General features: G+C 70.9%; 10 protein-coding genes. 3 read left to right on the top strand and 7 right to left on the bottom strand.

Features of this window, described 5'->3' with window-relative positions; translation table 11 throughout:
- The first annotated feature begins 62 nt into the window (after nucleotides 1-62).
- Entirely contained in the window at nucleotides 63-1,130 is a 1,068-nt protein-coding gene (locus tag ACFCY1_RS34235) for a SigB/SigF/SigG family RNA polymerase sigma factor (RefSeq protein WP_375877107.1), read from the top strand.
- 81 nt (nucleotides 1,131-1,211) lie between these two features.
- Here ACFCY1_RS34235 and ACFCY1_RS34230 read toward each other — a convergent pair whose 3' ends face one another.
- Complete coding sequence (locus ACFCY1_RS34230) at nucleotides 1,212-1,640, bottom strand: hypothetical protein (RefSeq protein ID WP_049649428.1); 429 nt, start codon at nucleotides 1,638-1,640, stop codon at nucleotides 1,212-1,214.
- A 50-nt stretch (nucleotides 1,641-1,690) separates the two neighbouring features.
- On the opposite strand from ACFCY1_RS34230, the gene ACFCY1_RS34225 reads away from it, so the two are divergent.
- Both ACFCY1_RS34225 and ACFCY1_RS34220 read left to right on the top strand, forming a co-directional pair.
- Nucleotides 1,691-2,662, top strand: coding sequence for a diacylglycerol kinase family protein (locus ACFCY1_RS34225; RefSeq protein ID WP_074001417.1), 972 nt, complete (start codon nucleotides 1,691-1,693; stop codon nucleotides 2,660-2,662).
- A 369-nt stretch (nucleotides 2,663-3,031) separates the two neighbouring features.
- On the top strand, nucleotides 3,032-3,283 hold the full coding sequence (locus tag ACFCY1_RS34220; protein ID WP_014138019.1) for a WhiB family transcriptional regulator: 252 nt from the start codon (nucleotides 3,032-3,034) through the stop codon (nucleotides 3,281-3,283).
- A gap of 462 nt (nucleotides 3,284-3,745) precedes the next feature.
- Here the strand turns inward: ACFCY1_RS34220 and ACFCY1_RS34215 are convergent, their stop codons facing one another.
- The 6 genes from ACFCY1_RS34215 to ACFCY1_RS34190 form a co-directional block, all read right to left on the bottom strand.
- Nucleotides 3,746-5,266 (bottom strand): sensor histidine kinase, encoded by a 1,521-nt coding sequence (locus ACFCY1_RS34215; RefSeq protein WP_181970676.1) that lies wholly within the window; start codon nucleotides 5,264-5,266, stop codon nucleotides 3,746-3,748.
- Between the two features lie 422 nt (nucleotides 5,267-5,688).
- On the bottom strand, nucleotides 5,689-6,747 hold the full coding sequence (locus tag ACFCY1_RS34210; RefSeq protein WP_049649426.1) for an SIS domain-containing protein: 1,059 nt from the start codon (nucleotides 6,745-6,747) through the stop codon (nucleotides 5,689-5,691).
- A gap of 238 nt (nucleotides 6,748-6,985) precedes the next feature.
- A complete protein-coding gene (locus ACFCY1_RS34205; RefSeq protein ID WP_375877105.1) occupies nucleotides 6,986-8,302 on the bottom strand; it encodes an extracellular solute-binding protein in 1,317 nt (438 codons plus the stop codon).
- Nucleotides 8,303-8,721: 419 nt separating this feature from the next.
- Entirely contained in the window at nucleotides 8,722-10,275 is a 1,554-nt protein-coding gene (locus ACFCY1_RS34200; protein WP_049649424.1) for a glycoside hydrolase family 3 protein, read from the bottom strand.
- 6 nt (nucleotides 10,276-10,281) lie between these two features.
- Entirely contained in the window at nucleotides 10,282-11,109 is an 828-nt protein-coding gene (locus tag ACFCY1_RS34195; RefSeq protein ID WP_049649423.1) for a carbohydrate ABC transporter permease, read from the bottom strand.
- The gene (locus ACFCY1_RS34190) at nucleotides 11,106-12,134 is read right to left on the bottom strand and encodes a carbohydrate ABC transporter permease (protein ID WP_049649422.1); all 1,029 of its coding nucleotides are present in this window, start codon (nucleotides 12,132-12,134) and stop codon (nucleotides 11,106-11,108) included. Before ACFCY1_RS34190 ends, ACFCY1_RS34195 begins: the two co-directional genes overlap by 4 nt.
- Nucleotides 12,135-12,176: the final 42 nt, after the last annotated feature.

The raw sequence follows: 12,176 nt of genomic DNA, 5'->3' as shown, positions 1-12,176 counted from the left end.
GTACGACCAACGAGACGATTCCGGGGCCACCGGCCCCGGTGCTCCCGGAACGGAACGGGGGAATGGCCGTGAGTGATCTGGACCGTACCGGCCTCGCGACGGCGGGACCTGCCGTACCGACCCAGGCGAGCGTTCCCGGCCTCGCCGCCAACGACGAAGCGCACCCGAAGGACGCCCAGCGGATGAGCCACCCCACCGAGCCGACGTCCGAGCCGACGCCTGCCTCCGCGCCCCCGCCGGACCCGGTGGACGAGACGGCCCCGGCCGTCGGGACGGAACCGGCGGTCGAGGCCGACCCCGCGGTCGAGGCCGAGTCGCCGGCCGAGGTCGAGCCGCACGTCGCCCTGCCCGCCCAGGGCTCGCACCGCACCGGCGCCCCGGACCGGGAGGCCGCCCGCGCGCTGTTCGTCCGGCTGTCCGCACTGCCCGAGGGCTCCCCGGAGCGGGTCGAGCTGCGCAACCAGCTGGTGCGGATGCACATCCCGCTGGTCGAGCACCTGGCCCGGCGCTTCCGCAACCGGGGCGAGCCGCTGGACGACCTGACCCAGGTCGCCACCATCGGCCTGATCAAGTCGGTGGACCGCTTCGACCACGAGCGCGGGGTCGAGTTCTCCACCTACGCGACGCCGACCATCGTCGGCGAGATCAAGCGGCACTTCCGCGACAAGGGCTGGGCGGTGCGCGTCCCGCGCCGCCTCCAGGAGCTGCGGCTGTCGCTCACCACGGCGACCAGCGAGCTCTCCCAGCGGCACGGCCGCTCCCCCACGGTGCACGAGCTGGCCGAGCACCTGGGGATCTCCGAGGAGGACGTCCTGGAGGGCCTGGAGTCCGCCAACGCGTACTCCACGCTGTCCCTGGACGTGCCGGACAGCGACGACGAGTCGCCGGCCGTCGCGGACACCCTGGGCGCGACCGACGAGGCGCTGGAGGGCGTCGAGTACCGCGAGTCGCTCAAGCCGCTGCTGGCCCAACTGCCGCCCCGGGAGCAGAAGATCCTGGTGCTGCGGTTCTTCCGGAACATGACCCAGTCGCAGATCGCCGCCGAGGTGGGGATCTCCCAGATGCACGTGTCCCGGCTGCTCGCCCGGACGTTGGCCCAGCTGCGGGAGAAGCTCCTGGTGGAGGAGTAGGACTGACGCCCCTTCAGTCCCCCCGGCTTCAAGCCCCCGGCCTCAGGCTCCCGGCTTCAAGCCCCCGGCGGCCCTGTACCCCTAGTCCTCGGACGGGGCGTACAGGGCCGCCGTCGACTTCGGGTTCAGCAGGCAGCCGATGCCCACCAGGCCGAGCGCCCCGACCAGCACGCCGACCGCGATCATCGCGCCGCCGCTCTCGGCCATGTAGTAGCCGACCGGCAGGCAGATCGAGTTGGTCAGCACCGCCGGACTGCGGCCCCAGCGGCGCTCCTTGAGCAGGGCGCGGGCGGCCAGCACCGGCAGCACCCCGAGCAGCACGATGACCGCTCCGCCGAACTCGTTCAGAGCCAGCTGCTTGGACTGGCCGGACAGCGCGGCCACCATGTCCCAGACGCCGACGACGGCCAGCGCGGCACCCGCCAGGGCCGTGATGGCGGCGCCCAGGGTCAGGGAGGCCGGGCGGCCGGATCCGGCCGAGGGTACGGGTGCGGAGGTTTCTGCGGTCACTCCAGCAGGGTAGCCGCCGGTTGCTCCGTACCGACCCGTAGGCTTTCCCCATGCGCGCTCTCCTGGTCGTGAACCACAAGGCCACCACCACCAGTGGCCGGACCAGGGACGTCCTGATCCACGCCCTGCGCAGCGATCTCAAGCTGGAGGTCGCCGAGACCCGCTACCGGGGCCACGCGCGCGACCTGGCCCGCGAGGCGGCGGAGGACGGCACGGTCGACCTGGTGGTGGCGCTGGGCGGGGACGGCACCGTCAACGAGGTGGTGAACGGGCTGCTGGCGCACGGCCCGGGCGAGAAGGTCCCGCGACTGGCCGTGGTGCCGGGCGGTTCGACCAATGTGTTCGCCCGCGCGCTGGGCCTGCCCAACGACCCGGTGGAGGCCACCGGCGCCCTGCTGGACGCGCTGGAGCACGGCCGGGAGCGGCCGATCGGGCTGGGCAAGGCGATGACCGACGGGCTGCCGGACCGCTGGTTCACCTTCACCGCCGGCCTCGGCTTCGACGCCGGGGTGGTCGGACGGGTCGAGGAGCAGCGCCGGGCCGGGCGCAAGTCCACCCACGCCCTGTACGTCGGCCAGGCCCTGCGGCACTACTTCACCCAGCGTGAGCAGCGCCGTTCCGGCCCCGTCTCCCTGGAGCTGCCGGGCCACGAGCGGGTTCCGGGCCTGGTGCTGTCGATAGTCAGCAACACCTCTCCCTGGACGTTCCTCGGCAACCGTCCGGTCTACCCCTCACCGCTCGCCTCCTTCGACACGGACCTGGACGTCTTCGGCATCACCCGGATGACGGCGTTCGGCACCGCTCGAACGGTCCGTCAGATCCTGCGGTCGTACACGACTTCGAGTGACGGCGCCCCTCCCAGCGGCCCCTCCGGGAAGCACGTCGTCTCCTATCACGACGTCAGACACTTCACCTTGGTTTCGGAGGAACCGGCCCCGTTCCAGGTCGACGGGGACCATCTTGGAGACAGGAGTCGCGTCAGTTTCACAGGCGTACGGCGGGCACTGCGTGTGATTGTGTGACTGGAAGGGGGGTTCCTCCTTCTTCTCGAACGCACAAGCCCCCTTCACTCCATAGAAGTACTGGCTGTGAGCTAGGCGACACCGAAGAATCCAAAATTCCTCCCCGAAGGGGGTTGTATCCGAGCCCGAGGTTTGCGAACCTCTACATGGCGATCGGGACACATCGCAGCGACGGCAACTCCGGAACCACAGGAGCGCCGACCGCGGGGTGTCCCTCGAATCGCCGAATCCCCCCCAGCACAGACCACCCGGGCCCGACGGGCCTTTGGTCTCTTTTGCTGTTGCGGGATTCGTGAAAGCGTTCACATTCACAAGCCATTCGATTATGCCGATCGGGCCACCCCCCGCGGCAGGAGGAGTTGGACGACCATGGACTGGCGCCACCGCGCTGTCTGCCGCGAAGAGGACCCCGAGCTGTTCTTCCCGATCGGGAACACCGGTCCTGCTCTGCTGCAGATCGAGGAAGCCAAGGCCGTGTGCCGCCGCTGTCCGGTGATGGAGCAGTGCCTCCAGTGGGCGCTCGAGACCGGTCAGGACGCCGGCGTCTGGGGCGGCATGAGCGAGGACGAGCGCCGCGCGATGAAGCGCCGTGCAGCCCGCAACCGCGCCCGCACCGCCTGATCACCCGGCGATCACACGCCGTAGTACCAGCAGTGACCGCAGTACCGATCGACACATGATCAAAGGCTTCCCTGCACCTCCTGGTGAAGCCTTCCGCACCAAGGACCTCGCCCAGCCAGGTCCCGCGACACCGGACCCGCCCAAGCACTTGATACTGTTCACTTAGAGCAATATCGTGGAGCTGTGGCGCTCACCGTGTGCAACGCACCGGCGAGGTGTCGCACCACCCAGAGCCCCCGCTCCGGCCGACTCCCCCCGACGGCCGGAACGGGTTGAGAGGCCCTGTCGACCCACCCCCCCCGGTCGACAGGGCCTCGTTTCTGTTTCCGCACCCCGTTCCGCACCCCGGCGTGCGGGTGCGCGCACCCGGCGCTTCCGCCGGACGCACGCCCCCTCCACGCACCTGTGCGCATCCCCGCGCAACGGTTTCCTCGCGCAACGGTTTCCCCGCGGACGGGGATCTCAGCGGACGGGGATCTCCAGGATCACCTTCGTACCGCCGTTCGGGCCGGCCACCATGTCGAAGGTGCCGCCCAGTTCGCCGGTGGCCAGCGTCCGGACGATCTGCAGCCCGAGGTTGCCCGCCGTCTTCGGGTCGAAGCCCTCCGGCATGCCCCGGCCGTCGTCCTGCACCGTGATCAGCAGGTACTCCTCCGGCCGGGCGCCGCCGTTCCAGGTGTCCGACCAGCCCTTGCCGGTCGCCGGGGCCCGCCCGCGCAGCGCGCTGACCTCAAGGTTCCCGGAGGCGGTCGGACCGAACGCGTGCTCCAGGGCGTTCTGGAGCAGTTCGGTCAGCACCATCGACAGCGGGGTGGCCACCTCGGCGGAGAGGATCCCGAAGCTGCCGGTGCGGCGGGTCGCCACCCGGCCGTCCTGGGTCAGCTCCATCGCCATCGCCAGCACCCGGTCGGCGATCTCGTCGAAGGCCACCTGCTCGTCCAGCGCCTGGGAGAGCGTCTCGTGCACGATCGCGATCGAGCCGACCCGGCGCACCGCCTCGTCCAGCGCGGCCCGGGCGGACTCCGACTCCATCCGGCGGGACTGCAGCCGCAGCAGGGCCGCGACGGTCTGCAGGTTGTTCTTCACCCGGTGGTGGATCTCCCGGATGGTGGCGTCCTTGGTCATCAACTCGCGGTCGCGGCGGCGCAGCTCGGTCACGTCCCGGCAGAGCACCAGCGAACCGGTCAGGGTGCCCTTGGGCTTGAGCGGGATCGCCCGCAGGGTCACCACTCCCCCCTGCGCCTCCACCTCGGTCTGCCGGGGCGCCCAGCCGCTCGCCAGCTTCACCAGCGCCTCGTGGACGGCCGAGCGGGACGGCGGGGCGAGGTCGGCGGTGGCCCGGCCAAGGTGGCTGCCGACCAGGTCGGTGGTGAGGCCGAGGCGGTGGTACGCGGAGAGGGCGTTGGGGCTGGCGTAGGTGACCACGCCGTCCGCGTCCAGCCGGATCAGGCCGTCGCCGACCCGGGGGGCCGCGTCCATGTCGGCCTGCTCGACGCCGGGGAAGGGGAAGGAGCCGGCCGCGATCATCTGGGCCAGGTCGGAGGCGCTCTGGAGGTAGGTGAGCTCCAGCCGGCTGGGGGTGCGGACGGTCAGCAGGTTGGTGTTGCGGGCGATCACGCCCAGCACCTTGCCCTCGCGCCGGACCGGGATCGACTCGACCCGGACCGGGACCTCCTCGCGCCACTCCGGGTCGCCCTCGCGCACGATCCGGCCCTCGTCGAAGGCGGCGTCCAGCAGCGGGCGGCGGCCGCGCGGGACGAGGTGGCCGACCATGTCGTCCTGGTAGGAGGTGGGCCCGGTGTTGGGCCGCATCTGCGCCACCGAGACGTAGCGGATGCCGTCCCAGGTGGGGATCCACAGCACCAGGTCGGCGAAGGAGAGGTCGGAGAGCAGCTGCCACTCCGAGACCAGGTGGTGGAGCCATTCCACATCGGCCCCGGTGAGGGTGGTGTGGCGGCGGACGAGTTCGTTCAGCGAGGGCACATGGCGAGGGTAGCGCCGCCGGTCCGGGCCGGGCGCGCCAGGCCTCCCGCCGGGTCCGGACACCCCCTGAGTTGTTTAGACCAATTTTCCGGGAGGCCTGGACAACCGAGATTGGTCTAGTCCACAATGGAAGGGCACCAAGGAGAGGTCCCCGCGCAACTGCCCTGACCGCGCGCGGCCCCTCCTCGGTCGGACGCCGCAGATCGAGGACCCCGCACAGTTCTCGATCCCATCTGGCGCCCGACGACAGCTCCGGGCTGCGGTGCCGCATGGGTTGAGGGTCCCGTGTCGGCGCCGTGGCCCGTAGTGTTTTCCACCCCCGGAACCATGTCTCCGCCGCTCAACGAGCCGGCCCCGGTCCACAACCCGTGGACCGGGGCCGGCTCGCGTGCGGGACGGGTCGCCGCCGCGCGCGGGACGGGCTACCGCGTCTCGGTGACCTTGGCCAGGGCGCGCGGGGCGTCCGGGTCCTGGCCGCGGGCGATGGTGACCTCGTAGGCCAGCAGCTGGAGCGGCAGGATCTCCAGGATCGGCTGCACCTCCTCGGGCACGCCGGCCGGCAGCGCGAAGCCGGCCGAGGCGGCGTCCACCTGCGCCTGCTGGCCGACCACCACCAGGTCCGCGCCGCGCCCGCGCAGCCGGTCCAGCACCGGCTGGAGGGCCTCGCCACCCTTGCCGTCCGGGACGATCGCGATCACCGGCGAGACGTTGTCCACCATCGCCAGCGGGCCGTGCAGCAGGTCGGCGCCGGAGAACGGGGTGGCCGGGATGTAGGTGGTCTCCATCAGCTTGAGCGCCGCCTCGCGGGCGGTCGGGTAGCCGTAGCCGCGCGAGGTGATCACCAGGCGCTGGGCGAAGCGGTAGCGCTCCGCCAGCGCCTTCACCTCGGCCCGGCGGGACAGCACCCCGGCGGCCAGGCCCGGCAGCTCCTTGGCGGCCGCTCCGTCGCCCCCGCGCAGGCCCTCGACCAGCAGGTAGAGCGCCAGCAGCTCGGCGGTGTACGTCTTGGTGGCCGGCAGCGCCTTCTCCGGGCCGGCCAGCACGTCGATGTGGAACTCGGAGACCTCGGCGAGCGGCGAGGCGGCGTTGTTGGTCACCGCGAGCGTGACGGCCCCGGCCTCGCGGGCGGCCTTGGTGGAGGCCACCAGGTCGGGCGAGCCGCCGGACTGGCTGACGGTGACGACCAGCACGTCGGTGAGGTCCGGCTTGGCGCCGTACGCGGTGGTGGTGGACATCGAGGTCAGGCCGGCCGGCTTGCCGAGCAGGATCTCGATCAGGTACTTGGCGTACAGCGCGGCGTTGTCGGACGTGCCCCGCGCGGTGAGCAGGACGAAGCGCGGGCGGCGGGCGGCGATCTGTGCGGCGACCTCGCGGATCTTCGGGGCACCCTCGTCGAGGATGCGCTGGAGGACGGCCGGCTGCTCGGCCATCTCCGCCGCCATGATCCGGCCGGGGACGGGAACGGTCTGCGGGTCGGACATCTGGGTCTGCCTCCGGTGAGACGGTTCGACCCCGCTCGGGCGGCTGCCCGGCGGGGACCTCCAGGCGGCGAGTCCGCACACTCGCTGCGGTCCTTCGTCCCACGATCCTACGGGCGCGCCCGCCGCCGGGCACCTCCGTCCGCACACCCGCGCGCCCCGCGCGCACGCCCACCCGCGCACCCCTCCGGACGCCCGTCCGACGACGGGACGGGCGTCCGGAGACGGGCGCGACGGGAGGTCAGGACGCCTTGTTGATCAGCTGGTCGATCGCGGCGTCGGCCTCCTTGGTGGCCTGGTCCACCGACTTGCCCTTGAGGATCGAGGTCAGCATGTCCGGGATGATCTTCTGCTTCTCGACCGCGCCCCAGCCGGGGGCCAGCGGGGTGAACCAGGCGTCCGGGACGGCGTTGGCCGCGGCGGCGGTGCTCGGCTTGCTCTTCAGCGGGTTCAGCTGGGTCAGGTTGTTCGGCAGGATGTCCTTGTCGGCCAGCGCCTGCTCGGACTTGGTGCTGGTGAACATCCGGATCCAGTCGGTGGCCAGCGCCACCTGCTGGGACTTGGCGGTGACGGCGAGGTCGGAGCCGCCGATGAAGGTCGGCAGCGGCTTGCCGTCCGGGCCGGGCATGGTGGCCACCTTGACGGCGTCCTTGAGGCTCGGGTCGCCGGTGACCGGCGCGGTGACGCTGGCCGCCTCGTAGCCGTTGCCGTAGAAGGACGCGGCGTGCCCGCGGGCCATCGACTCGAACTGGTTCTGCTCGTTCACCGCCAGGTCGCCCTTGTTGTACTTGCGCACCAGGTCGACGAAGTGGCTGATGCCCTGCTGGGACTTGGGGTCGTGCAGGGTGCCGTGCCAGTTGCCGGAGCCGTCGAACTTGGCGATGCCGCCGCCGTACGCGGCCACGTAGCTCATCGCGGCGTACCAGTACGGGCCGGGCAGGTAGAGCGGGGAGAAGGTCTTGTCGGCCTTGTTCCGGTCCGCGACCTTGTCCAGCGCGGCCAGCAGCTCCGCCTCGGTCTTCGGGAAGTCGGCGCTGCCGGTGGCCTGCTGGAAGGCGGTGGAGTTGTAGATGGCGACCCGGGAACCGGCGTAGTAGGGCACGCACCAGAGCTTGTCCTGGTACGTACAGGTGTTGGCGAGCGCCTTGATCCAGCTGTCGGAGTTGTCGAAGGTGCCGCGGTCCACCGGGGCCAGCGAGCCGGAGAGCACGTACTTCATGGTCTCGGTGTTGCCCAGCTCGACCACGTCGGGGGCGCTGCCGTCGGCGATGGCCTTGTCGAGCTTGGCCAGCTTGTCGGCCCAACCCTGGTAGGCGAGCTTGAGGGTGACGTTCGGGTACTTCGCCGCGAACTCGTCGTTGACCCGCTGGACCAGGTCCGGCCAGTTCTTCTGGGCGTCGTCCATCAGCCAGACGGTGACGGTGCCACCGGCGGCCTTCGGGTCCGCGGAACCGGCCGCGCCGGCGTCGCCCGAGGGCTTCGCCGTCGAGGAACAGGCCGTCAGACCGACCGCCAGTGCCAGGGTCCCGAGCGTCGAGATGAGCTGACGCTTCTTCACGCCATCCTCCGAGGGGTGTAGAGCCGTTGTGCCCGCCGGCAGCGTGATTGGCGCCCGTGGCGGAGAGTCCGGACAGGGGGCGGCGAAGAGCTTGGGGGAGGGCCGATACCACATCCGGCGAGGTTGAATCTCGAACCGGATGACTGGACTCTGGCCTAGACCATAGGTGGTGTCAACGACCAAAAGCCTTCGTCGGGGCGGCCGTTGCAGAGCCGTTGTACCGCGTGGCCGCCAGTCGTCGTTCCGTCACCCTAAGTAGGTCTTAAGGTGGATTTAAGGCCTGCTTGAGGGAACACGGTCACTCGGTGGTCTCCCGGGTCGACGGCGGGGAAACAGAACGGGCCCGCCATGCGACATGCGCATGACGGGCCCGTTCACCGACGCCACCGGACAGCGCCGGTGACGTCGCGTCGATCGTGTCAGCCGACCGCTCCCGGCTGCCCGGTGAGGACCTCCACGGCCGCCAGTCCGCAGACCCGGGCGGCGCCGTGGGTGGCGATGTACAGCGCGCCGACCGGCTCCGACTGGGGCAGGCCCATCTCGACCACGGCGGCGTCCGGCCGGGCCGCCACCAGGCGGCGCAGCGCGGCGGACATCCACGCGTGCCGGTGCGCGTCCCGGACCACCAGCACCAGGCGGCGGCCCTCGGCGCCGGCCAGCAGCTCGCCGACCAGGGCGTCCAGCAGCTCCGGCGCGGCCTCGGCCGCCGACACCGCGCGGGTGCGGGTGCCGGGGAAGCGGTCCGCCAGCATGCCGGCCACGCCCCACGGGGTGACGTCGCCGACCGCGATGTTCGGCTCGTCCGAGAACGAGGCCACGTACGGGCGCTCGCTCACCGGCGGCACCACCTGGCCCGGCGCCCGGACCACCTTGAGCGCCCGGCGCGCGGCCCGCAGGCCGACCGCCAGGTCCGGCTCGACCCGCTCGCCCTGGGCCGCGATCCGGCCCCAGCTGCCCAGCGCCCGGACCCGCTCGGCGGCGTCCGCCAGCCGCTCCTCGGCGAGCAGGCCGGAGCGCACGCCCGCCACGATGGCGTCGCGCAGCATCAGCACGGTCTCCTCGTCGGCCAGCCCGCCGCCGACGCAGATCGCGTCCGCGCCGGCCGCCAGGGCCAGCACGGTGCCCTCGCCCATCCCGAAGGTGTCGGCGATGGCACCCATCTCGATCGCGTCGCTGACGATCAGGCCCTGGTAGCCGAGGCCGCCGTCGGCCGGGGCCGCGCGCAGCAGGTCGCGCAGCACGGTCGGGCTCAGGGTGGCCGGCAGCTTCGGGTCCAGCGCCGGGATCATGATGTGGGCGGTCATCACGGCCTTGGTGCCGGCCGCGATCGCCGCCTGGAACGGGATCAGGTCGCGGGCCCGCAGCACGTCCAGGTCGACGTCGATGACCGGCAGGCCGTGGTGCGAGTCCACCGCGGTGTCGCCGTGGCCGGGGAAGTGCTTGGAGCAGGCGGCCACGCCGGCCGACTGCAGGCCCTCCACCCAGGCGGCGGTGTGCCGGGCGCACAGCTCGGGGTCGGCGCCGAAGGAACGGACGCCGATGACCGGGTTGCGCGGGTTGGAGTTGACGTCCGCGGTGGGCGCCCAGTTGTAGTTGACGCCGGCCGCGGCCAGCGCCCGGCCCAGCTCGCGGGCGACGTCCCGGGTCAGCGCCGGGTCGTCGATCGCGCCGAGCGCGAGGTTGCCCGGCCAGGACGAGCCGGAGCCCGCCTCCAGCCGGGTGACGTCGCCGCTCTCCTCGTCGATGGCGATCAGGAGGTCGGGGTTCTCGGCGCGCAGCGCCCGGGTGAGCGCGGACAGCTGGTCGAGGTCGACCACGTTGCGGTCGAACAGCGCGACCGAGCCGAGGCCCGCGGCGAGGTGGCGGCGCAGCCACTCCGGCGGCTCGGTGCCGACGAAGCCGGGCTGGAGGACGGTCAGGGCGTCGCGGTGCAGCTGGTCGCTGTCCGGCACGGTGGGAACGAGGATGCTCACGTGGACTCAGCCCTTCACGGCGCCGTCGGTCAGACCGCCGACCGCCTTGCGCTGGAGGAAGACGAACAGGATCAGCACGGGGATGGCGAACATCGTGGACGCGGCCATGGTGGCGCCCCAGTCGTTGCCGAAGGCGGTCTTGAAGGACGACAGCCACAGCGGCAGCGTCTTGCCCTGGTCCTTGTTGAGGATCAGGACGAGCGGGAACTCGTTCCACGCCGTGATGAAACCGAACAGCGAGGTCGACATCAGGCCCGGGGCCAGCAGCGGGAAGATCACCTTCACGAAGGCCTGGGAGCGGGTGCAGCCGTCCACCATGGCCGACTCCTCCAGCTCCTTCGGCACCGCGGCGATGAAGCTGCGCAGCGTCCAGATGGTGAAGGGCAGGACCATCATCATGTAGAAGAGGGTCAGCGGCACCAGGCTGTTCAGCATGTCGTTGTCGCGGGAGATGATGTAGACCGCGATGGTCATGACCTCCCAGGGCGCCATCTGGGCCATCATGATGACCAGCACGAAGGCCTTGCGGCCGCGGAACCTCATCCGGGCGATGGCGAAGGACGCCAGGGTGGCGATCACCAGTGACCCGAGCACCGCGCCGACGGTGACGACGACGCTGTTGAGGACGTACGTCCAGAAGTTCGGCGCGTTGACCGCGGTGGTGAAGTGCTCGAAGGTCGCGTCGAGCGGGATGAACACCGGCGTCGGGCTGATGATGTCGCTGTTCTGCTTGAACGCGGTCGCGAACATCCAGTAGACGGGGAACACGAAGAAGACGGCGAGGACGGCCGCGATCACGTTCAGCCAGGTACGTCCGAAGAGAGAGCGCCTCACAGCTCGTCCTCCTGCTTGATCATGATGCGGAAGTAGTACGCCATCAGCACGCCCAGCATCAGGATGGTGAGCACCGCGATCGCGGAGCCGACGCCGTAGTGCTGGCCGGCCGAGCCCTCCAGGAAGGCGTGCACCGGCAGGGTCCGGGTCAGCTTCTCCGGTCCACCGGCGTTGACCGCGTAGACCTGGGTGAACGCCTTGAACACCCAGATGACCTCGAGGAAGGTCGTGGCCAGGAAGAACGGCTTCAGGTTGGGGAAGATCACCGCGGTGAAGATCTTGCGCGCGCCGGCGCCGTCCATCCGGGCCGCCTCGTAGAGCTCCTTCGGGATGGTGGTCAGGCCGGCGTACATGTTGAACGCCACGAACGGGATCGACATCCAGACGATCAGCAGGATGATCACGAAGAACGTCGAGTACTGGTTGCTGAGCCAGTTGTAGCCGTGCATCGACTGCCAGCCGAGCTGCTCCAGGATCCAGTTGACGACGCCCCACTGGGAGTCGAACAGCCAGGTGTAGACGGTGGTCGCGGCGACCACCGGCATGGCCCAGGCCAGCAGCAGCGCGACCTGGAGCACCAGCCGCATCTTCTTGCCGAGCTGGTTCAGCAGCAGGCCGATCAGGGTGCCGCCGACCATGATCAGCACCACGTTGACCAGGGTGAAGACGATGGTCCGGCCGGTGACCGACCAGAACTCCGGGTCGGTCAGCTGCTCCTTGTAGTTGTCGAAACCCGTCCACTCGGTCAGGTGCAGGACCAGCTGGCGCCTGTTGAGGTTCTGGAACGACAGCAGGACCGTCTTGAGCAGCGGCCAGCCCAGCAGGGCCAGGGTCGCCACGGTGGCCGGCAGCAGCAGCAGGTACGGCGCGAGGCGTGAGCCCAGGCTGGGGCCGCCCGCGGATCTGGCGCCCTTCGGCGCGGTGCCCTTCGAGCCGCCGCCCGAGGCGCTCGTCTCTTGACCGGCCACAGCGGCCTTCCCTGGGTCCGGGGACTGTGTCTGCACCCGCTCCGAATGCACAGCCATCGTTCTCACTTCCTCACAACCTGGCCACGACGGACAGGCGCC

The sequence above is a fragment of the Kitasatospora sp. NPDC056273 genome (assembly GCF_042268845.1).
GTDB lineage: Bacteria > Actinomycetota > Actinomycetes > Streptomycetales > Streptomycetaceae > Kitasatospora.
Note: the sequence above shows the minus strand (reverse complement) of the source record. Positions and strands in the feature narration are given on the sequence as shown.